Source organism: Treponema socranskii subsp. socranskii VPI DR56BR1116 = ATCC 35536 (genome assembly GCF_000468115.1).
GTDB lineage: Bacteria > Spirochaetota > Spirochaetia > Treponematales > Treponemataceae > Treponema_D > Treponema_D socranskii.
Genome location: NZ_AVQI01000042.1, coordinates 19,487 through 41,623 on the forward strand (window position 1 = coordinate 19,487; position 22,137 = coordinate 41,623).

Annotated in this window: 19 protein-coding genes and 1 pseudogene; 11 read left to right on the top strand and 9 right to left on the bottom strand. The window is 49.6% G+C overall.

Annotation, left to right across the window (positions count from 1 at the left end; genetic code table 11):
* Nucleotides 1-14 precede the first annotated feature (14 nt).
* The 3 genes from HMPREF0860_RS05900 to HMPREF0860_RS05910 form a co-directional block, all read right to left on the bottom strand.
* Entirely contained in the window at nucleotides 15-917 is a 903-nt protein-coding gene (locus HMPREF0860_RS05900; protein ID WP_021330459.1) for a CobW family GTP-binding protein, read from the bottom strand.
* A gap of 79 nt (nucleotides 918-996) precedes the next feature.
* Nucleotides 997-2,052: an NAD(P)-dependent alcohol dehydrogenase gene (locus HMPREF0860_RS05905; protein WP_021330461.1), complete on the bottom strand. Its 1,056-nt coding sequence runs from the start codon at nucleotides 2,050-2,052 to the stop codon at nucleotides 997-999.
* Nucleotides 2,053-2,196: 144 nt separating this feature from the next.
* On the bottom strand, nucleotides 2,197-3,552 hold the full coding sequence (locus tag HMPREF0860_RS05910; protein WP_021330423.1) for an FAD-dependent oxidoreductase: 1,356 nt from the start codon (nucleotides 3,550-3,552) through the stop codon (nucleotides 2,197-2,199).
* Between the two features lie 169 nt (nucleotides 3,553-3,721).
* Here HMPREF0860_RS05910 and HMPREF0860_RS05915 point away from each other — a divergent pair, with 169 nt between their 5' ends.
* From HMPREF0860_RS05915 to HMPREF0860_RS05930, 4 genes and pseudogenes are all read left to right on the top strand, one after another.
* Nucleotides 3,722-4,162: an NfeD family protein gene (locus HMPREF0860_RS05915; protein WP_038081138.1), complete on the top strand. Its 441-nt coding sequence runs from the start codon at nucleotides 3,722-3,724 to the stop codon at nucleotides 4,160-4,162.
* A 14-nt stretch (nucleotides 4,163-4,176) separates the two neighbouring features.
* Nucleotides 4,177-5,097, top strand: coding sequence for an SPFH domain-containing protein (locus HMPREF0860_RS05920; protein WP_021330443.1), 921 nt, complete (start codon nucleotides 4,177-4,179; stop codon nucleotides 5,095-5,097).
* A 141-nt stretch (nucleotides 5,098-5,238) separates the two neighbouring features.
* Nucleotides 5,239-5,505, top strand: coding sequence for a type II toxin-antitoxin system RelB/DinJ family antitoxin (locus tag HMPREF0860_RS05925; protein ID WP_021330427.1), 267 nt, complete (start codon nucleotides 5,239-5,241; stop codon nucleotides 5,503-5,505).
* 18 nt (nucleotides 5,506-5,523) lie between these two features.
* Nucleotides 5,524-5,781, top strand: a pseudogene (locus HMPREF0860_RS05930) (type II toxin-antitoxin system YafQ family toxin); the annotation flags it as partial.
* Nucleotides 5,782-5,854: 73 nt separating this feature from the next.
* Here HMPREF0860_RS05930 and HMPREF0860_RS05935 read toward each other — a convergent pair.
* The 5 genes from HMPREF0860_RS05935 to HMPREF0860_RS05955 all read right to left on the bottom strand — a co-directional run bounded on the left by HMPREF0860_RS05935 (nucleotide 5,855) and on the right by HMPREF0860_RS05955 (nucleotide 12,007).
* Nucleotides 5,855-6,973 carry a CobW family GTP-binding protein gene (locus HMPREF0860_RS05935; RefSeq protein ID WP_021330470.1) on the bottom strand — a complete coding sequence of 373 codons (1,119 nt, stop codon included), beginning with the start codon at nucleotides 6,971-6,973 and terminating at the stop codon, nucleotides 5,855-5,857.
* A 177-nt stretch (nucleotides 6,974-7,150) separates the two neighbouring features.
* Entirely contained in the window at nucleotides 7,151-8,926 is a 1,776-nt protein-coding gene (locus HMPREF0860_RS05940; protein WP_021330466.1) for a hypothetical protein, read from the bottom strand.
* A gap of 100 nt (nucleotides 8,927-9,026) precedes the next feature.
* Nucleotides 9,027-9,380, bottom strand: coding sequence for a cupin domain-containing protein (locus tag HMPREF0860_RS05945; RefSeq protein WP_021330467.1), 354 nt, complete (start codon nucleotides 9,378-9,380; stop codon nucleotides 9,027-9,029).
* Nucleotides 9,381-9,474: 94 nt separating this feature from the next.
* Nucleotides 9,475-11,049 (bottom strand): autoinducer-2 kinase, encoded by a 1,575-nt coding sequence (lsrK, locus tag HMPREF0860_RS05950; RefSeq protein ID WP_021330465.1) that lies wholly within the window; start codon nucleotides 11,047-11,049, stop codon nucleotides 9,475-9,477.
* Nucleotides 11,050-11,080: 31 nt separating this feature from the next.
* Nucleotides 11,081-12,007 (bottom strand): sugar-binding transcriptional regulator, encoded by a 927-nt coding sequence (locus HMPREF0860_RS05955; RefSeq protein WP_021330437.1) that lies wholly within the window; start codon nucleotides 12,005-12,007, stop codon nucleotides 11,081-11,083.
* 289 nt (nucleotides 12,008-12,296) lie between these two features.
* Here HMPREF0860_RS05955 and HMPREF0860_RS05960 point away from each other — a divergent pair, with 289 nt between their 5' ends.
* The 6 genes from HMPREF0860_RS05960 (at nucleotide 12,297) to HMPREF0860_RS05985 (ending at nucleotide 19,047) form a co-directional block, all read left to right on the top strand.
* Nucleotides 12,297-13,793: a sugar ABC transporter ATP-binding protein gene (locus HMPREF0860_RS05960; protein WP_021330444.1), complete on the top strand. Its 1,497-nt coding sequence runs from the start codon at nucleotides 12,297-12,299 to the stop codon at nucleotides 13,791-13,793.
* A gap of 33 nt (nucleotides 13,794-13,826) precedes the next feature.
* The gene (locus HMPREF0860_RS05965) at nucleotides 13,827-14,798 is read left to right on the top strand and encodes an ABC transporter permease (RefSeq protein ID WP_231364364.1); all 972 of its coding nucleotides are present in this window, start codon (nucleotides 13,827-13,829) and stop codon (nucleotides 14,796-14,798) included.
* 3 nt (nucleotides 14,799-14,801) lie between these two features.
* The gene (locus HMPREF0860_RS05970) at nucleotides 14,802-15,839 is read left to right on the top strand and encodes an ABC transporter permease (protein ID WP_021330450.1); all 1,038 of its coding nucleotides are present in this window, start codon (nucleotides 14,802-14,804) and stop codon (nucleotides 15,837-15,839) included.
* A gap of 76 nt (nucleotides 15,840-15,915) precedes the next feature.
* Nucleotides 15,916-16,992 (top strand): substrate-binding domain-containing protein, encoded by a 1,077-nt coding sequence (locus HMPREF0860_RS05975; protein ID WP_021330428.1) that lies wholly within the window; start codon nucleotides 15,916-15,918, stop codon nucleotides 16,990-16,992.
* A gap of 161 nt (nucleotides 16,993-17,153) precedes the next feature.
* Nucleotides 17,154-18,038 (top strand): 3-hydroxy-5-phosphonooxypentane-2,4-dione thiolase, encoded by an 885-nt coding sequence (lsrF, locus tag HMPREF0860_RS05980; protein WP_021330480.1) that lies wholly within the window; start codon nucleotides 17,154-17,156, stop codon nucleotides 18,036-18,038.
* Nucleotides 18,039-18,111: 73 nt separating this feature from the next.
* Nucleotides 18,112-19,047, top strand: a complete 936-nt coding sequence (locus tag HMPREF0860_RS05985) for an AEC family transporter (protein WP_021495593.1) — start codon at nucleotides 18,112-18,114, stop codon at nucleotides 19,045-19,047.
* 183 nt (nucleotides 19,048-19,230) lie between these two features.
* Here the strand turns inward: HMPREF0860_RS05985 and HMPREF0860_RS05990 are convergent, their stop codons facing one another.
* The gene (locus HMPREF0860_RS05990; RefSeq protein ID WP_021330424.1) at nucleotides 19,231-20,721 is read right to left on the bottom strand and encodes an acyl-CoA carboxylase subunit beta; all 1,491 of its coding nucleotides are present in this window, start codon (nucleotides 20,719-20,721) and stop codon (nucleotides 19,231-19,233) included.
* Between the two features lie 296 nt (nucleotides 20,722-21,017).
* On the opposite strand from HMPREF0860_RS05990, the gene HMPREF0860_RS05995 reads away from it, so the two are divergent.
* Nucleotides 21,018-21,605 carry a hypothetical protein gene (locus tag HMPREF0860_RS05995; protein WP_021330484.1) on the top strand — a complete coding sequence of 196 codons (588 nt, stop codon included), beginning with the start codon at nucleotides 21,018-21,020 and terminating at the stop codon, nucleotides 21,603-21,605.
* Nucleotides 21,606-22,137 lie beyond the last annotated feature (532 nt).

The window sequence follows — 22,137 nt, forward strand, 5'->3', positions numbered from 1 at the left end:
AAAAGGCAATTCTGTCAACAGCTAAACATCAGCTTGAGCGCGTTTTTGTCGAGGTCTTTGCCGATGACGGTAAGCTTCGATTCGCTCATCGCATCGCAGGTTTCGATGTTGTAGCGTTTGTCGACGACGTCGAATTTCGCCCACTGTCCGTTTATCGGGACAAAGCCTTTGACGCGGTAGACGCGGCCGAAGCGCTCGGCGATGAGCGCCGAAAGATAGCTTATCAATTCTTCTATGGACTGAATCGCGATGCCGGTAAAGCTCGCCGTTTCCAAATCGGGGGCGGCCGAAAGCGGAAGCGGAAACAACGCAGTTTTGCCGGTAAACGCATTTTTCGTTATATCGAAAAGTGCTCCCCACCATGCCGCATTGATGGAATCGTAGGGTTGTGCCGTTATATCCGCATCGGGGTTGAGGCCTTTGAGCGTACGGACGGCTTTTTCGATTTCCGCTTCGGTTTTGTTTTCGATTTTGGAGACGACGATATGAGAAGCGTTTTCGATTTGATCGGCGTAAAATTTTTCAAAGGTCGCAAGATACGAATCGATACAGTCGATATCGACTACGGTAACGGGTTTTAAAAGCCGTATGTGCTCATATTCGATTTTATGCAGATTTGCGATGACGGAACTTAACAAGCCGACACCGGTCGGTTCGACGACAAGGTATTCGAAGTCTGCGCCGTTTGCAATCGTCAGTACGGACATGGCGAAGTCCGATTTTTTCGAACAGCAGATGCAGCCTTCGGTGAGTTCCCATACTTTTAAGCGGTTTTGTTCGAGCAGATTTCCGTCTATGCCGGCATCTCCGTATTCGTTTTCCATGACGGCAAAGCGTTTATCGGTTTTTTCGGCAAGCTTTCGGATAAAAGTCGTTTTGCCTGCGCCCAAAAATCCCGAAACGATCAATATGTGCATAGGGTTTTGAAAAAGAGAAGAGGGCGGCTTGAAATCGGATTTGAAATCGCTTGCCGCCCCCTCCGCGTATATTTTCAGATCAGATGATGACGACCGGTTTAATCAAATCGGCCGGTTTGTCTTTCATCAACATCAGCGCTTTTTCAACGTTTTCAAAACCGTTGAATTTATGCGTGATCAGTTTGGAAAGATCGAGTTTGCCGCATGCGACGAGACTTCCGAGTTTTTCCATTCTGAGTCTGCCGCCGGGCATGAGACCGCCGTTGATCTGTTTGTGTCCCATACCGACGCCCCATTCGGCGCGCGGAATCTTGATATAGGTACCTTCGCCGAGGTAGTTTACATTTCCGATTTTTCCGCCGGCTTTTAAGGATTTGACGGCTTCGTCGAAAGTGTCGACCGTACCGCCTGCGATGATGACTTTATCGACGCCTTTGCCGTGCGTTAAATCCAGGATCTGCTTGTCGATCGGTCCGTTTTTGTAGTTGATGATATCGGTCGCGCCGTAGAATTTCGCAGCTTCGATACAGGCGGGGCGGCTTCCGACGGCGTAGAGTTTGGAAGCGCCGCGCAGGTTCGCACCTGCTACCGACATGAGACCGACCGGTCCTATTCCGATAACGAGAACCGAATCTCCGTACTGAACGTCCGCGAGTTCGGCTCCGTGGAAGCCCGTCGGAACCATATCCGACAGCATCGGAGCGTACTGCACTTCGATGCCGTCCGGCAAGTGAGCGAGGTTTCCGTCCGCATCGTTTACATGAAAGAATTCGCCGAATACGCCGTCTTTAAAGTTGGAAAATTTCCAACCGGCGAGCATGCCGCCCGAATGCATCGAATAGCCTGCCTGCGCTTCGAGGGAGTTCCAGTCCGGTGTGATCGCGGGAACCAAAACTTTGTCGCCCGGTTTGAAATCTTTGACCAATGCGCCGACTTCGACGACTTCGCCGCAGCCTTCGTGACCCAAAATCATATTGTGCCGGTCACCGATTGCACCTTCCCAGACAGTGTGAACGTCGGACGTACACGGGCTGAGCGCGAGCGGTTTACAGATGGCATCCATCGGGCCGCATTTCGGGCGATCTTTTTCGATCCAGCCCGTTTCGCCGATTTTGAGCATTGCAAATCCTTTCATATTAAATCCTCCTGTTTTTTTTCAGTATACTTGAAGTATATGAAATACAATAACAGTATATATGAGAATTGCGGATTTTGCAACAAAAAAATACGAGCGTCATGCCTGCGGTAGCGTCAAGCCTGCACTTGTATAATCCGTATACTACAGTGCGAACAGATCGTTTAAACCTTCCGACATCGTCGGATGGGTATAGATAAAATCCCGCAGCGCGGTATACGGGATATTATGGTCCATGGCAAGCTTTATCGTATTGATTATTTCGTACGATTCGGCGCAAAAGAGCGCGGCACCTAAAATCGAGCCGGTTTTATTGTCGATGATCGCTTTGAGTACGCCTTCGCTCTTTTTCAAAACTTTCGATTTCGGGATTGCCGCCGCATTCATCGTTACGACACGATAGTCGAGCTTTTGCGCTTTCGCTTCTTTTTCCCCGAGTCCGACTTTTGAATACGGCGGGTCGATAAAAACCGAATAAGAAAAAGCGCCCCTGTTTTCAGTCGTGCGCTCCTTCGTTCCATTCATATCGGATAAAATAATCCGCGAATCGTCGAGCGAAATATACGTAAACTGCAAATTGCCGCATACGTCTCCCGCCGCCCATATATTCGGCACGGAAGTCCGCAAATGCTCGTCCGTTGCGATCGCACCTCTTTCGGTAAGCGCAATACCGGCCTTTTCGACGTGCAGCGCGGCAAGGTTCGGCCGGCGTCCGAGCGCCAAAAGCACGGCGTCTCCTGCAAGGGTAAGATCTTGTGCGTTTTTCATATTTTTCATATATGAAAGATTCGCACCGTCAATATTTTTTATATGCGCACCCGTTATAAGAGAGACACCTTTGCTTTCCAGTACGCCTTTAATCGCTTCGGCAATGTCGCGGTCTTCTTTGGGAAGAAATTCTTCTTCACGCTGAACGATCGTAACTTTCGATCCGAAGTTTGCGTACATCGAAGAAAATTCCAGTCCGATGTACCCGCCGCCGACGACGGTCAGTCGTTCCGGAAGCTCGGTTAAGTTCATAATCGTTTCGGAAACGAAAACGCGGGTATTGTTTTCCGTTATTAAATTTTCCGGAATAAAAGGAAGCGAACCCGTGTTGATGACGAATTTTTTCGCTTCAAGCGTTTGCGTTTTTCCGTCTGCGTCCTTTACTTCGACGGATGAAGAACTCAAAAAAGAAGCCGTACCGTTTATCACGTCGACACCCGCTTCAATCAATTTATTGTAATTGGCGGCTCGGAGCGTTGCCGTCAGCGCGTTTTTATTTTCGATTGCCGATTTATAACGGATCTTTTGCAGATCGAAGTCGTTTTCGGGCGCAAGAGCCGCTTCCGTTATGAGGCGTTTTGACGGAATACAGCCGACGTTGATACATGTACCGCCGTACATTGCCGGATCTTTTTCAATAAGAGCGACTTTTTCGCCTTTTTTTGCCGACTTTGCCGCAAGGGTTTTTCCCGCTTTGCCGAATCCGATGATAAGGGTATCGTATGTTTTCATACAGTTATTATATCGCTTTTAATAACAAATAAACAGCACCGTGTAAAAGCCGATGGACAGGGGGTGCCGGAAAGGTATGCACGAAAAAGAAGCATATATTAAACGAAATGCGTCAGCGCGGAACGCACGATGCGTACACAAAAAACGGTTTTTATGCTATACTGCAACCATGCCGATGGTTATTTTGAATAATTTGCCGTGGTTTTGGCTCATCGTCGTCGTTCTCTGCATTGTCATCGAATCGCTTACGCTGGCACTCACGACGATTTGGTTTGCATTCGGCGCTTTGGCGATGGTTTTTTTATCGCTCGCACCGATTCCGTTTCGATGGCAGCTTTTTATTTTCGTTGTGATTTCACTTGCGCTGCTTATCTTTACGCGGCCGCTTGCGGTAAAAAAACTCGCAAAAAAAATGCCGACGAACGCGGACAGCCTTATCGGCAAAAAAGTGCTCGTCACGGAGCGCATGACGGAGTTCGATAAGGGTGCGGTAAAAGCGGGCGGCATCGTGTGGGCTGCGCGATCGGAAAGCGGCGAGACGATCGAAAAAGGGGAGGAGTGCAAAATCGTTCGGCTTGAAGGCAATACCGCCGTCGTCGTGCCGATATAATTTTGGGAGGAATTATGAACTTATATGTTGTCATCGCATTGGTTGTCATCGTCATGGTGCTTGTCATCACGAATATTCAAATCGTTCCGCAAGCGCGCGCGTTTGTGATCGAGCGGCTCGGCACGTATATTACGACGTGGCAGACGGGTTTGCATGTAAAGACGCCGTTTATCGACCGCATCGCAAATAAAGTGTCGCTCAAAGAACGCGTACTCGATTTTCCGCCGCAGCCGGTTATCACAAAAGATAACGTTACGATGAAAATCGATACCGTCGTCTATATGCAGATCACCGATGCGAAGCTGTACACCTACGGCGTCGAAAACCCGATGCTCGCCATAGAGAATTTAAGTGCGACGACGCTGCGCAACATTATCGGAGAGCTGGATTTGGATGCGACGCTTACGAGCCGCGACGTCATCAACACGAAGATGCGTTCGATACTCGACGAAGCGACCGATCCGTGGGGCATCAAAGTAAACCGCGTCGAAGTGAAAAACATCATGCCGCCGGAAGCGATCCGTGAAGCGATGGAAAAGCAGATGCGTGCCGAACGCGAACGGCGCGAAAAGATATTGATCGCAGAAGGGCAAAAGCAGTCGGAAATCCTCGTCGCCGAAGGACAAAAGCAGGCGCGTATTCTCGAAGCCGAAGCGCAAAAGCAGGCGACGATCTTACATGCGGAAGCCGAAAAAGAAGCGCAGATACGAAAAGCCGAAGGCGAAGCTCAGGCGATCCGCGAAGTGCAGCAGGCGACGGCAGCCGGATTGCAGATGATCAAAGACGTGCACATCGACGAAGCGGTCGTGAAGCTTCGGAGCCTTGAAACGCTTGAAAAAGCCGCGAACGGACAGGCGACGAAAATCATCGTGCCGGCGGATTTTCAAAATCTTGCGGGCGTCGTATCGGCAATCGGCGAAATCGGAAAAAAGTAATCGGCGGTTGCAAACGGGCGGCAGAAGTGCAAAAGGCGCCGTCCGAAAATCGATTGTTTTTTAACAGTCCGTGCTGATAAACTCAAGCTGGGCAGGTACGTCGCTTGTACGGACATATCGAATTTTTTACAAGAGGGGATTATGACTGCGACGATCAATATTAAAACCGATGCCCGATTAAAAAAGCAGGCGGGGAAACTGTTTGCGGATTTGGGCATGAATATGACAAGTGCGCTCAATCTGTTTTTGCGCCAAGCGGTTCGCGAAAAACGGATTCCGTTTGAAGTGGCGGATGTACCGAATGCGGTAACGCGCGCAGCGATGAGAGAGAGCGAACGTATGTTGCATGATCCTAATACGAAATATTATACCGATCTCGATGAAATGTGGCGAGATATTGAAGAATGAAAGAAATATCGTGTTTCTCAAACTGCACAATTTAGAAAAGATTATAAACGCATCTTAAAACGGAATTATGATATTTCGCTCTTGCATGAAGTCGTTGCAAAATTGGCAAACGGTGACACGCTTTCCGTAAAGCACAGGGATCATGCGCTTACGGGAGAATTTAAAGGCTTCCGGGAATGCCATATTACGCCGGATTGGCTCCTCGTCTATCGGAAATTTGAGAGTACCCTTATCCTTTCGCTTTTGCGAACAGGCACGCACTCCGATCTGTTTTAGCCGTGCAAAAGGCGCCGCCCGAAAATCGATTGCTCATCGGCGGCCTGTGCCGATGAGCGAAAACTTGCTTTTTTTAATCCGCGAGAACTTCGTCGAGTTCTTTTGAAATTTTTTCTTTATCCAAATCCTGCCCGATGATGCAGAGCTTTATCATTCTGTCGCCGACTTTCGCATCCCAATCTTTTTTCATCTGCGGATTTTCCGCGAGCACTTTTTCCTGTTCGGCTTTCGGACACGAGGCGAGCCATGCGCCCGAATACCCCGCTTGGATTTGGCGGCCGCTCGTTTCGAATACCCACGCCATATCGGGTTCGTCTTTAAACCACATGACGCCTTTGCAGCGGATAATGTTTTTCGGCCAGCGGTTCGCGTACGAATCGAGCTTTACACGGTCGAAAGGTTTTCGTCTCGTGTAGATGAAAGTGCTGATGCCGTATTCGTCTTCGTCGCTGCCGCTGTCGCCTTCTTCTTTGTGATGGTGCTCTCCTTCTTCTTCCTCTTCTTCGATCGCACGGCACCAGCCGGCGCTTCCGTATACTTTTTCAAAATCGAACGATCCCGTGCCCATGATGTCTTCGACCGGTACTTTGCCGTTTTGCGTTTCGATGATCTTTACGTTCGGATGGATCGTATTGATGACGGCGCGGACTTTTTTCAATTCGGCTTCGCTCACCAAATCGATTTTATTAATTAATAATGTCGAACAGAATTCGATTTGCTGAACGAGCAGCGATTCGATGTCGTCTTCTTCCTTTTCTTTGAGCAGCGCATCTCCGCCTGAAAATTCGTCGACGAGGCGTTTCGCGTCCACGACGCCGACGACATTGTCGAGTTTGCCGTTTGAAATCGTTTCGAGTTCCTGCGCGATCGGCATGGGTTCGCATACACCGCTCGCTTCGATCATGATGTAATCGTATTTGCCCGTTTTAATAAGATTTTCGATATTTTGCGCGAGCTGCGTTTTGAGCGTACAGCAGATACAGCCGTTGGTAAGCGGAACGATGCTGCTCGTGTCGGTGATCTTCGCGCCGTCGGCGATGAGTTTCGCGTCGACGTTTACCTCTCCGATATCGTTTACGATGACGGCGACTTTATAGCCTTTTTGATTCGTCAGAACGTTATTTAAAAGCGTCGTTTTTCCCGCTCCGAGGTATCCGCACAGGAGCGTAATCGGTGTCAATTTTTTTTCCATGATAATATCCTTATCGCTATAATATAATGAAAAAACGAAAAAATGACAAATGCGGTCTGTTTAATAAAATATATACGGCATCGATTTTTTTATCAAGCACTCGAATGCTTTTTTATAATAAAAACGACCGCGCGTATGCGCGGCCGCAAGTTTTAAAACACCCGTTTTATGCGAAGTTTATTGCTTGATCGTAAACGTACCTTCATTTACAAAACGCGATTGTCCGCTCGTTCCAAGCGTTACGGCGTTTTCGTTTGCACCGATAGGCATTCCGTTGATAAAGAGCGAACCTACCGTCGTCGTCGCATCTTTTTCGTTGCTTACGAGCGCGTAGAAATTTTTATTCGTATTTTCAACCGAAACTTTTCCGCCTATGTCGACGATGCCGCCTTGAACGATAAATTGTTCATTGCGCACGTCTTCTGCTTCGGGCGCAATGCCGGGCTTGCCGCCTTTTCCCATATCGGGACCCGGAGGAACCGCGCCGATAAACGGAGCGATCTTGCCGTCATTGTATCCGCTGATTTTGACGTCGCCTTTTACATAGGTGCCGAATCCGTTAAAGGCTGCGCTTTGGAAAAACGCGTTTTTCCCTTTTGCCGTCGCTTCGACCGAGCCCATCCGCGAAACCGTTTTTTCCGCACCTGTCCACCGGTTGTGTCCCGTCGCGACAATTGCCGCGGCTCCTCCGTTCGGGCATTCGATTTTTACTTTACCGTCGACGGTCGCGTCGAAAACGCCCTGTACGGTATATATTGCCGAAAGCGGGCCGTCTTTGTCTTTTTCGGCCGCATTGTAGACGTACACATCTCCGAGCCGGGCTTTCGGTCCGGCCTGCGTTACTTTGCCGCCGAGAATACCGCGCTCGGTGTTGAAATTTGCCAACGCGACGGTCGCGTCAGCCGTCGTACCTTTGTTATTGCATTTTACGATCATGTGATCGACGTCGATTGTACCGCTCGGTGCGACATAGTAAAAGCCAGCCGTTGCATTGTTTCTGTATCCGGGGCTTCCGTCGACAGTGCCGTCGGGATTGTAGATGCCTTCGATTCCGTCCGCGACGATTTCGATTGTGCCCAGTTTGATATACGGCTCGTCGATCCAATCCATACCGTCCGAATATTCTCCGCGGTCGAATTCGTTGATCGCGAAGATCGCATTTCCGTGTATTTTATTTAATCCGTGAATATACAATCTGCCGCTTCCCGTCAGCGTCGAACCTGCGCCTCTGAGATTTCGCACCGTACGGATTTTAGCGACGCCCGCACCTGCGCCGCATGCAATTTGGAGATCACCGTCAATGCGGATCGAACCTGCATAGGGACTCGGATTTCCATCTGCTCCGATCGACCTGCCGTCTGCGAGCCAGAGAACCGCCGAGTCGTTTGCATTTGCGTTATTCGAACCGAGTATGAGCGTGCCGCCCTTATCGATGTCGATCGCATGTTTGAAAGAATCGTTCAGAATGCTTACCGCCGCCGTGCCGGCCGTTTTTTGCGATACTTCGGGATTGTTTGTACCCGTGCCGCCGACGATAAAGTGGAACGTATCGAAATCGTACAGAGTTTTGCCGCTCCAGATCTGCAGTTTGGCACCCGATTTTATTTTAATAAATTTTCCTGCCGGAACAAAAAGCGTTTTTTGTCCGTAGGATACGACTTTACCGGGTACGCATACTTTGACATCTGCGCCGCGTTCGATGACGACGCCGTCAAACGGCAAACCCGTATCGGCCGCTTTCCATTCGCGGACATCGCCGTTTAAAAAACCGATTTTACTGTTTGCCGACCAGTCTCCGTTGAAACCGAGGAGAGCGTTCATGTCTTCCTGATTTCGAATGACGCGGACGCGTTCGGTTAATACTGCGACGCGGTTCGATGTGCAGGATGCGAGAATTGCGACGAATGCCGCAGCAAATACCAGCCGCATTCCTTTTTTCTTCAATCGATTCATATACACCTCCTGTATAATCAAGTTTGCAACCAAACTCGAATTCGCGGGCGACGATGTCGATTACGCCGTCATCTGTAATGACTTCCTCATTTTAAAGTTTTCAATCGAGTACGGGATTATCGACTTCGATTTTATCGTTTTCCCGGTACGGTGCGAGCGATGAAACCATGCGCATGACGCTTTTCGAACGGTTGATCACGTAGTGAACTTCTTTCGGTTCAATGTGGATAAACTGCCCCTTTGTCAAATGATGGACGACGTTATCTACGACAATATCGACTTCGCCTTCAAGTATGTAAAAATCTTCTTCCATTATGTCGTGATAGTGAGCGCGGAAATCTTGCCCCGCTTGGAACTGCACAATTGCGAAATTCATGCGGGGCCCTTTCATCAGATATTTCGGACCGCTGTCCTTAAAACGATACTCTTTGTCTTTTTCATCCACTATAAACATTGTATTCCTCCATAAAAACTTGCATACGTATGCATCGCAGCCGATATCGATAATCATTGTTGATTATTAATTAATAATTTGTGCCTCTAAAAACTCAATGTTTGCCGATGCCCGGGGCAGTCCACATATAGTTTGTGACGCCCGCGTCGCTTAAACCGAGCTCCGCATCGTATATTTTCCGCCACGTTTTATACATTTCCATATACTTTTTATGATTTTCCGCATCAGGCTCGAGCGTCGCTTCGATTTTTACCATCGCGTCCGCCGCTTCTTTGACGTTCGCGTATATGCCGGCTCCCGTTGCCGCAAGCATTGCAGCTCCGAGCGCCGTCGCTTCTTTTACTGCGGGAATGCGGAGCGGAAGGCCGAGCGCATCGCAGACAATCCGCGACCACAGTCTGCTTTTCGAAGCACCTCCTGCGAAGGTGACGACATGCGGCATGCTTCCCGTCGCTGATTTGACGAGCTGCATATGGCCGTAGGTGACGAGGGCCGTGCTTTCGAGTATGGAGCGGTAAAACGTATATTTGTTGAATTTGTCGGCATCCAAATCGAAGTTCGTAAACGTCGGAGCTGCGTGCCGCCACGCGGAAAAATTCATGACGTCGGTAAAGGTACAAAACATACCGTGCGAACCTACGGGAATTTTTGCCGAGCGTTCGTCCATAAGTGCGTATACGTCTTTTCCGAGAGAAGCGGCTTCTTTTTTTTCTTCGGCACAAAATCCGTCGCGGTACCACCGCATAAAAAGGCCGGGTTTAAATGCGAGCGCTTCGTATTGCCACAGCGAGGGCTGAGCGTGACAGTTGACGCGGATGTCGCAGCGGTCGTCGATTTTTCCGCTTGCGGTATTGTATTCGTATTGCCAAAATGTTCCGCCGAAAACCGCCGCATCGTTCGCTTCCGTCGCTCCGACGCCGATCGTGCCGAGCTGCGCATCGCCTCCGCCGACGATGAGAGGCGTGCCTTCTTTGAGACCCGTTTCTTTTTCGCCTTCGCGGCTGACGCGGGCGGCAAGCGTACCGCATTCTTTCGATTCGGGAAATATATCGCTTTTTAAGCCGCAGCGTTCCGCTATCGTTTTGTCCCATGTTCTCGTTTCAAGCGAAAAAAGTCCGCTCGTAGAACCGTTGCTCGGTTCCACGGCGAGGACACCGCTCATCTTATAGATGAGCCAATCGTTGAACATGCCGACCGCGGCGGTTTTTTCGTATACGTCGGGGAGATTGTTTTTTACCCAAAGGATGCGCGGGAGGGCGCTCAGCGAATACGTTTGCCCCGATTCGAGATAGAGTTCGTGTTCGAGCGTCGGCGACATCTTTTTCAATTGGATGACTTCGGCAGTACTGCGAGCATCGACGTTTGCACAAGCCCACAGTTCCTTTCCGTTTTTATCGTAGAGGATGATCCCTTCGCGCATACACGTCGTGGAAACGGCTGCGATATCGCCGCTTTCGATGTTCGATTTTTTTATCGCTTCCGATATGCAGCGCTTTGCCGCGTTCCAATTTTTTTCCCAATCGAAATTCATGCTGCCCGGATAGTTCGGATCTTCGAGGTGCTTCCACTCTTCCTGCACGCATTCGATCTGGTTTCCGTGTACGTCGAAAATGACGGCGCGGACGCTTCCGGTACCGGCATCTACGGCCATCAAATACTTTTTATCCATAACTATGCCTCCTCGTGTTGTCGCTCGATCATCATGTATTTTTTACAAGCCAACGCGCGGTATCCTCGTCGGTTATGAGGATATCGGAGTAGTGCGCTCGAAGTGCCGCCCTGATCGCAACGTACTTTGCGCTTCCTGCCGCGACAGCGATAACGTTATGCAGTTTTTTCAACGATTCGGGAGGGTAGGTCACCAAGTGTTCGTCGGTAGCGCTTGTGATAAACTTGCCGTTTTCGTCGAAAAAATGGGCGAGTACGTCTCCGACGGCGCCGCACATTTTCAAAAAATCGAAATCGCTTTTTTGTATGATACCCGATTTGATGACGGTCGCATTGTCGTCGACGCCGCCGATACCGATAACCGAACAGCTTGCGGTCGTATGCATACGTGCTATTTCGATGACGGCGCTTTCTTTTTTGATCGCTTTTACCATTTCCGGCGTCGATGCGGCCAACGGCGCAGGGATAAGGTAGAGGGAAGCGTTGCCTGCAGACGACTGCGTATTCAGCAAATAGATGCTGACCCCTCCGGTGAGCGATACATAAGTCGGCCTTTTTTTCGAAATCTGTGAAAAATAATTCATAAAGCGGCCGGTCGTGTCTCCGTAACCGATATTGATGATCGGATTGTCGGAAAAATGTTCATCTATATACATAGCCGCCGCTTTTGCAATCGCGTCGTTAAGCGAAGCCGACGTGTACATTTCATCGGACGGAATAACGATAGCGTCGGCAAGAGCGTACGAATCGATGAGCGCCTGTTCCGCTTCGAGTCTGCCGCGAAAATTCGTGTGGATCGTGATTTGAACAACGTTTTCCTGCTCGGCTTTTTCGAGTAGACGGATGACGCGCATCCGCGAAACGGAAAGCATATCGGCTATCTCTTTTTGCGTTTTTTTCCTGATATAATAATACCATGCTGTTCGCACGATAAGCTCTTTTTCCCAGTCGGCCGTCATTTTCGATTTTTTTCTCCTAATTTGAACAAAATATCACTTTATGAACATAATATCACGATATTAAAAAAAACACAACAAAAAAATATATATATCGGTAATAAATTTCAGCCGATTCTGCCGGTATTTTGTCAGTATATCGGTTTATCGGTATCGAATATATAAATTTCGTTAAATTTTATAGTTTTTATTTGACAAAACGAAATTTCCGTTTTATACTTGAGATAATAAAAATGTTTTTGATTGGAACAAAAGTTCTAATATAAAATAGATATAAAAGGGGAATCGAACTATGGGCGGCGATGTAAGCCCGATGTTGTCGGTACGGAAAATCTATAAATCTTTCGGTTCCAACGCTGTGCTCAAAGGCATTGACTTGGATGTGTATCCCGGCGACGTGCTCGCGCTTATCGGAGGAAACGGCGCGGGAAAAAGCACGCTCGTAAAGACGATTATGGGTATCAAAAAGCCCGATTCAGGCGAAATACTCGTCGACGGGAAATCGCTGCACTTCGGAAATCCTTCGGCATCTCTCGCGTCGGGTGTTTACCTCATTCCGCAGGAGCCGATGCTCTTCCCGAATATGACGCTCGAAGAAAACGTCGTCATGGGAATTCCCGGTAATAAAAGCGAACTGCACGATCGCTTGACGGATATCGTCTCTCAGCTCGGCTGGAAGCTCGATTTCAACCGCACGGCGCGTACGCTTTCGATTGCGGAACAGCAGCTCGTCGAAATCCTCCGCGGTCTCATGCGAGACGCGCGCGTTATGTTTTTCGACGAACCGACTTCGTCGCTTACGTTCGACGAAGTGAACTCGCTTTTTAAAATCATCAAAGAGCTGCAGAAAAAAAAGGTCAGCGTCATCTATATTACGCATCGGCTCAACGAAGTGTTTGTCATCGCGAACCGTATCGCGCTTTTGATCGACGGCACGATTACGATGAACGGCGACACAAAGGATTTTACGTACGATATGCTGCTCAAAGGGCTTGCTCCCGAAAGCATGAGCAAAGTGCATGTCGAAAATCTTTCAGCCGCTCCGTCAAAACGAGAACTCGTGCTTTCTTTGAAAAATTTGAGCGGTTACGGTTTCGCCGACGTGAACCTTGACGTGTATTCGGGCGAAGTGCTCGGCATGACGGGCGTCGTCGGCGCGGGAAAGACCGAACTTGCGACGACCGTATACGGACGCGATAAAGTGCTCGGCGGAAAAGTGTATCTGAACGGCGAAGACATCACCGGCTTAAAGACGAAGCGGATCATCGAAAAGGGCATCAACTATCTTCCCGAAGACAGATTTTTAAACGGTATTTTCAAATTGACGACGGTGCGCAACAATATCACGCCGGTCAGGCTTGCGAGCTTAAAGCAGATCCTCATCAATACGGCGCGCGAAAAATTGCTTGCCGAAAAATACATATCGGGCTTTCATATCAAAGTGACCGACGATACGCAGGAGATGGGTTCCCTTTCCGGCGGCAACCAGCAAAAGGTTATCATCGGCAGATGCTTTTCGACGAATCCGCGCCTCGTCATCCTCGACGAACCGACGCGCGGCGTGGACGCGGGAGCGAGGAGCGATGTATACGCGATCATCAACGAATTGAAAAAAACGGGCATAGCGATTTTGCTCATCAGTTCCGATATGGAAGAGATCGTCGCGATGAGTGACCGCGTCGTCACGATGTATCGCGGCAGGATCAATCACGAATTCGCAAAAGACAAAATCAACGAAGACGCGCTGATGGCGGCATCGTTCGGTGTAGAACAGGAAAAGGTGGGATAAATGCGGCGCATGTCTTTTAATCGATTTTTCAAAATGAGAAGCCTTTCTTCACTCATCGTCACGGTCGTACTGTTTTTGCTCGTCGGCATCGTCAATCACGATTTTCTTGCCGCGCGGAATCTTATGCAGACGGTCAATTCGAGCGTCGTGTTTGCTCTGTTATCGATCGGGATCGCCTTTGTGCTCATCATCGGTGAAATCGACGTTTCGGTCGGCGCGGTCATGGGGCTTGCTTCCGCCGTGAGCGCGAGCTTGATCCGCGACGGCTCTCCGTGGGCGCTCGCGATTTTTGCCGCAGTCGCTATCGGCATCGTGTGCGGCCTTATAAACGGTTTCGGACTCGTCTACCTCGGCATTCCTTCCATCATCATGACGCTCGGCGTAAACGGCGTCGTGCGCGGCCTCATCTACGTGTATACGGGCGGCAAGTGGGTGGAAAACGTCCCGTTCGCATACAAAGCGTTGAGCCAGGCAACGCTTGGCGGCATTACGTGGTTTTATCTTGTAACGATTGCGATTGCGATCGGAGGTTCTGTGCTGTTGCGCCGCGTTTCTTTAGGTCGCAATTTTTACGCGGTCGGCGACAACGTCGGCGGAGCCGAACTCATCGGCATTCCGGTAAAGCGGACGAAGATAAGCGCGTTTGTTTTGTGTTCGCTTTTCGCGTCGATTGCCGGATGCATCTATGTGAGCCGCATCGGATTCGTAACGCCGATTGCGGGAAACGGCTACGAGATGAAAGCGATCGCGGCCTGCGTGCTCGGCGGTATCAGCCTTTCGGGCGGCGTCGGCTCTCTGTTCGGCGCATCCGTCGGGGCGATCATTATGGCGTCGATCGACCGCATCCTCGTGTTTTTGAAATTTTCTTCCGACTACGACAGTACGATTACGGGCATCCTGTTGATAACGATCGTCACGGTAGACGGTCTTTTGGAACATCATTCGATCGAAAAAGCGCGCAAAGCGCGGCTTTTGGCAAAGACGGCGGAAGAGGGGAGCAGATAATTTATGGAAAAGAAACGATTTACTTTTACAAACGAATTGCTGCTCGTCGCCGTCATCGCGTGCGAAATCGTTTTGTTCGGCATCTTGAATCCGCGCTTTTTGCGTCCGATGGTATTGCTCGGTTCGATCAACGATTTTATTTCGATATGTATCATTTCGCTCTTTGTGACGATGGTCATCATCGCAGGCGGCATGGACATTCAAGCCGGTTCCATCGTCGGTCTCACGTCGATCGTCGTCGGTGTCATTTTCCAAAGCGGCGTGAACGTGTATGCCGCCTGCCTCATCGCAGTTGTCGCAGGAGCGCTGTGCGGTCTTTTGAGCGGCTTTATCATCGCCTATGCGAGGGTTCCACCCATGGTCGTAACTCTCGGCGGTTCGTTTTTATATTCGGGTATGGCGATTTCGATCACGCGCATTGCAAAAGTCGAACTCTACAAAGGCATCAGCGGTTTTCCTTCCGCGTTTACGGCCTTTACGCAGTTCCGCTTTTTCGGCATCGTTCCGTCGCAGATACTGCTCTTTATCGCGATCGCGTTTATCGCTTATTTTATTCTGCACCGTACGAAGTACGGCCGCTATGTGTACCTCTGCGGTATCAATCCGAACGCCGCGGAATTTTCCGGCATCAATACGAAGTTTATCGTGATGACGACATACGCGCTTTCCGGTATCGGCTCGGCGATTGCAGGCATCGTGCTTACGTCGTACCTCGGCACGGCAAAAGCGGATTTCGGTAAAGAGCTCACGCTTCCGATCATTACGGCTGTCGTGCTCGGCGGAACGGCGATCACCGGCGGTACCGGTACGATTTTAGGGACGGCACTTTCGGCGCTCGTCATCGGCATTATGCGTTTCGGTTTATCGATGGCGGGATTGAACACGCAGTACCTCGACATACCCGTCGGCATACTGCTGCTCATCATCGTCGCGTCCCGAGGGCTTTCAGCGCAGGGTTTTTCGCTGAAATGCATTGTCGGAAAATTCCGTCCGGAGTGCACGCGGCGGACGGCGGGAGAATTTAGTGCTGTGCAAAAATAATTTTTCGAAATGCCCGTTTTTGAAAAATTATTAATAAATAAAACTGCCAGACGACGAAAAATATCAGGAGGTATTTATGAAAAAACTGTTGTCGATCATGTTGGCGGCGCTTTTGGTCGGCTCGTTTGCATTTGCGAACGGCGCGAACGAAGGCGGCGGTGGTTCGAAAAAAAACGTTGTTGTCGTGTTCATTCCGAAAATCAGCGGCAACGCTTTTTTTGAAGTGGCAAACGAAGGCGCGCAAAAACTTGCAAAGCAAGTCGGCTTTACCGTAAAGTACGACGGCAGTCCCGATGCGGCGGTCGCGAATCAGGTCAATATTATCAACAATGCGATTCAGCAGGGGGCGGACGCGATTTCGATTTCGACCGTCGATGCGGCCGGCGTTGATCAGGCTCTGAAAGCCGCGCGCAAAGCGGGACTCGCGGTTATGACATGGGATTCCGATTCAAATCCCGACGCACGCTTGCTTATGACAAGTCAGGGTACACCCGATATACTCGGTAAGATGCTCGTCGACATGGGCGTCGCTTCTTTGAAAGAGAGAGGCAAAAATCCCGACGCGGATACGATCAAATACTGCTGGCACTATTCGCAGGCGACGGTCACGGATCAAAACTCGTGGCACGTAGCGGGTGAACAGTATATCCGTCAAAAATATCCGAAATGGGTCAACGTCGCTCCTTCCAATTACTATTCGAATCAGGATGCCGAGCGCGCAATCACCGTCGGAGAAGCCGTCCTTTCCGCGCACAAAGACATCGACTTGATCATCTGTAACGATTCGACCGCTCTTCCGGGCCAGTGCCAGGCTGCGCAAAACCTCGGACTCAATCAAAAGAACGTGACGATCACCGGTTTTGCAACTCCGAATGCGATCAAAGATTACTGCCGCGCAGGTATCCTCACCCGCTGGGGTTTGTGGGACTGCGGTATCCAAGGCGCGATTTCCTGCTATCTCGCATACTGGGCTGCGACCGGTCACAGTATGAAAGTCGGAGATACGATCGATATCCCGACGATCGGTACCGTAAAAGTCGAACCGAACACCGTGCTCGATCCGAAAGCCTATACGGCAAACGATTCCGGCGTCGTGCTCCTTCCCGAGCGCGCGGTATTTACCAAAGAAAACATGGACAAATATAATTTCTAAATCGAAATTATAACGCGTAGTAAAACCGGCGCATGATTCGTTTCGTGCGTCGGCTTTTGTCGATCAGGGAAGGGGACTGTCTCAAAAATCGGTTACTTTTTCGACAGCTCCGTAACTTTACACATTATTGCTATCGATTTTAATAATTTTAGGAATACACTATGGCAGATTTAGACGGTTTGAAAATCGCTCACGATTATCACACGGATGTCCGTTTCGCCGTTGACGGATCCTTTTATGTAAAAGGTGCCGGAAACCTCGATTGGGGCATGAAAAAACACTTATCGAATATCTTCAATCCCAAAAGCGGCAACACCGTGATGTTTGCATTTGACCACGGTTATTTTATGGGTTCCGTTTCGGGGCTCGAACGCCTCGACCTTTTGATTCCGCTTCTCAATAATCACGTCGACGTTCTCATGGCGACGAGGGGTGCACTGCGTACCTGTGTACGCCCTGACTGCAAAAAAGCCATCGCGCTCCGCGTGTCTTCCGGTTCGTCCATGGTGCAGGACGATTTGAGTCACGAAGTCGTTGCGGTCGATATCGAAGATGCGATCAGAATGAACGCGGACTGCGTCGCCGTTCAAACCTTTATCGGCGCCGACGGTCAGCTCGAAAGCATCGACAACCTTTCGAAGACGATAAACGCAGCTATGCGCTACAGCATACCGACGCTCGGCGTCGTTGCAGTCGGAAAAAATATGGAACGCACGGGGAAATATTTTAAACTTGCGACGCGTATCGTTGCGGAACTCGGCGCAAATATCGTAAAGACGTATTATTGCGAAGAATTTGACGAAGTTGCGGCGGCCTGTCCCGTACCGATCGTCGTCGCCGGCGGTAAAAAGTTGCCTGAAAAAGAAGCGCTCGAAATGGCGTATCACGCAATACGCGACGGCGCTCACGGACTCGATATGGGACGAAATATTTTCCAAAGCGCGCATCCGGTTGCAATGGCCGATGCGATCGGAAAAATCGTTCACAGAAAATTTACCGACAAAGAAGCGTTCGAATTCTATACCGAACAGATCAATAGAAAATAAGCGAAAGATTTTGTGAACCCGCCGCGCGGAGCGCGGCGGGCTTTTTTTGTGTGTGTTTAGTTGACAATTATTTATGGAAAGATTTTTAGGGATATCGGAAGTCGCGCTTCCCGTCATCGTCATGATCGCAATAGGGGCGTGGGCGCGGAAAACGAAATTTTTAAGCGAAAGCGGTATCGAAGAAATCAAATCGCTCATTGTAAAAGTGTGTCTGCCTGCTGTACTCTTTGCAGCCTTTTATAATATGCGCTTTACGTGGAGGGAATCACTCACGCTCGGCGTATTTGCTCTGATGAATCTTGCAGCGTTCGCGTTCGGAATCCTTGTATGCGCTCTTTTAAAAATTAAAACGCCCGTTGCGCCGTTTATGTGCGCGACGATAGAAGGAGGGTCGATCGGCTATGCGCTTTTTATGTTGCTTTTTGGACAAAGCGATCTGTATCACTTTGCGCTCTTCGATGCGGGAGGCGCCGTCACACAGTGGGCGGTCATCATCTCGATTCTGCAGCTTCGTATAAAAGGAAAGCTCCGCGCTTCCGAACTTGCAAAATCGCTTGCGACTCCGGTGAATATCGCGATCCTTGCAGGCATACTCTGCTCCGTAACCGGCTTCGGGCAGTATCTTTCGTCGACACGAGCAGGGAGTATTTTCGAAGACGTTTTGAACTTTGTCGGAGCACCCGTCGGACCGATTATTATCATGACGGTTGGTTACGGACTTACTTTTTCGAATATCGAATGGAGCGATACGCTGAAAACCGTTTTAGCGCGCATGCTCGTCTTTGCACTTTTTATGGGCGGTATCGTCTATTATATTGGCGGCCGGATGTACCCCTCCGATCCGCTGTATCGTTTCGGTGCCGTCCTGTATTTTATCATGCCGCCGACATATGCGTACGGCGTATTTGTAAACGGAAAAGATGAAAGCTCTTTTTTGAGCGCGTATTTGGCGCTCTATACGCTCATTACGATTTTCGGCTATATCGTGCTTGCGTCTTTTGTCGTGTGAGCCTTTTAATACTATGCCGTTCTCACTACTATCCGCACGAATAAAAACGACCGCGCATGTGCGCAGCCGTATGTTCATTACAGTAATTTGCTTTTCAATCTGTCTTCGGCATGAGGGACTGCAAGGCGCATCGTGCCGCGAGCGGTTACAGCGAAACGGTATCGCGCGCCGTACCGCCAGCTCTCACAGCGGGATATTGCCGTGCTTTTTCAAAGGTGTGTCCATGCTGCGCTTTCGCGCGAGTATTTCAAAGCTCCGTGCGATGCGCTCTCGCGTTTCCTGCGGTTCGATCACTTCGCTGACATAACCGCGCTTCGCCGCGATTTTCGGCGTCATTATCTCCGTTTTATATTCTTCGGATTTTGCCGCGACTTCGGCCGCTTTCGACGGATCTTTGAGTTCTTTTGCGTACAAAATGCCGATCGCGCCTTCCGCACCCATAACCGCGATTTCCGCTTTCGGCCACGCGTATACGTAATCGGCACCGAGGTGTTTCGAACACATCGCGATGTATGCGCCGCCGTACGCTTTGCGCGCGATGACGGTCACTTTCGGAACGCTCGCTTCGCTGTACGCGTAGATCACTTTTGCGCCGTGCCGGATGATGCCTTTTTGTTCTTCCTGCGGGCCGGGGATAAAGCCGGGAACGTCGACGAAAGTTAAAAGCGGTATGCCGAACGCGTCGCAGTAACGGACGAAGCGCGCGATTTTGTCGCTTGCATCGCAGTCGAGCACGCCGCCGACACCCATCGGATTGTTTGCGACGATGCCGACGGATTTGCCTTCGATCTTTGCAAAACCCGTGACGCAGTTTACCGCAAATTCGGCCGACGTTTCAAAAAACGAATCGTCGTCGATACAGCAGTTGATGATTTCGCGGATATCGTAACCGGCGCGCGGGTTTTCGGGAATGATTTCTTCAATGCGCTTCGCTTTTTTCTTCGCGTCGAATTTGTATTTTTCGTTTTGTGCGAGATCGTCGCCGAAATAATGGGGGATGTAGTCGAGCAGAGCGCGCACTTTTCGATAGCAGTCGTTTTCGCTTTCGCAGCGGAAATGCGCGACGCCCGATTTTTTCGAGTGGATAGCCGCTCCTCCCAAATCTTCCGACGAGATATCCATAAACATAACCGATTTGACGACTTTCGGGCCGGTGATAAAGAGTTCGCTTATCTTGTCGATTGCAAAGATAAAATCGGTGATGCCCGGCGAATACACGGCGCCTCCCGCACAGGGGCCTGCAACGATCGAAATCTGCGGCACCGAACCGGATGCGCGGACGTTTTGATAAAAGAGGTCTCCGTAGCCGCACAGCGCGTCGACGCCTTCCTGAATGCGCGCTCCGCCGGAATCGTTTATACCGATAACGGGGCACCGCGCTTCGACCGCCTTGTCGATGAGTTCGGCGATTTTTTTGCCGTGCATAAGGCCGAGCGAGCCGCCCTGCACCGTAAAATCCTGAGCGTATACCGCGACCGGCCTTCCGTTTATCTTTCCGAATCCGGTGATGACGCCGTCGTAGGGCAGGTCTTTTTTTTCCATACCGAAGCTCGTGCAGTTATGGCGCACACCCGAATAGATTTCCATAAACGAATTTTCATCGCACAGAGCGCGAATCCGTTCTATTGCGTGGAGTTTTCCTTTTTCGTGTTGTTTTTCGACATTGTATTCCATAAGACAATTCCTCGTTTCAAAATAATTTAAACGTACGCTCTATGATAACCCATCGTTTCCGCGCTGTCAATATGACAAAAATCAATTTTATGTCGAAGTCGTACCGGGACAATAATTGCAAAAACTTTTCCCTTTTGTTCCGCTTTTTGCACTGTCCGCGCCTATAATAAAGATGAGCGGTTATCTGCTCAAACCCTATGTTTAAAGGAGGCGCACATGGATTCTCTTCCCCGTCACAAAAGCGTAGAGGAACTTACCTTTACCGATGATTTTATGTTCGGTACTATCAAAGCCTCATGGACGTAGATTGTTTACTGCGCGGGCAGAGTTATGCCGAACTCAAGGACAGTTACGTACTCTTTATCTGCACGCAAGACCCTTTCAACAAAGGGTTTCCCGTATACACCTTTGAAAATACGTGCAGAGAAGAGAGCGGCCTTTTTCTTGCTGACAAATCCTATAAAGTGTTTTATAATGCAAGTGCATACGGCAAAGAAAAAGACGATGAATTACATGCACTGCTGCGCTATCTTTGCGAAAAACAGGCAACAAGTCATTTTACGCAGACTATCGATGGACTTGTTGAGAGCACCAAAAACAACGAAAAGTTCAGGAGTGTGTATATGTCATTGAATATTCATAGAGATGATTTACTCAGACAAGGTTCCCTTATAGGCGAGAAAATCGGCTTTGAAAGAGGCGTTGTTGCCGGAATGAGCAAAGGCAGAAGACAAGGCATTGTACAAGGAATCAAACAAGGCTTCTCCGACGGTTCACACCGAAAAGCCTTAGAGGATGCAGGCAACTTAAAACGGCTCGGTGTTTCCATCGATATTATCACGCAAGCCACCGGTCTTTCCAAGCAGGAAGTGGAAAATATATAATCAATTAATTCGGCATAAAACTTGTTTTTTGCTCGAATTATGTTATAATATCCAGTATGGAACAATACCGCAGCGCACACAGTATTCCGCTCCGTAACATTGCACCCCTTGCGCGACACAATGTAAAACAAAAGGCACAAAGTCCCGTTCGGGTACTTGACAAAGCGCGCGGGCGCCGTATAATCGTTCGTTCGTTCGTTCGTTCGTTCGTTCGTTCGTTCGCGTAGCGTAAATTGTTTTCAAAACACAAAATCCGTAAATAATCGACAAACAACTCTGCCGGCGTCCATACCGGAACTTACTCTCTTTTCAAATTCTTACACAACAAGCGTACCGAAAAGAATCATCTCTTCGGTGCGCTTTTTATTTTGCAAACAAAATCATTTAAGAGGAGTTTTTTATGAGCGGATTTAACTCAAGCAACAAGAAAACGAGAGTTGCGGCGCTCGTCTCAGCCGCACTTTTGCTTACAGGTCTGGCGATAAGCTGCTCGAACGGCAGCGATTCAGGCGGAGGCGGAACACCGCCCGTA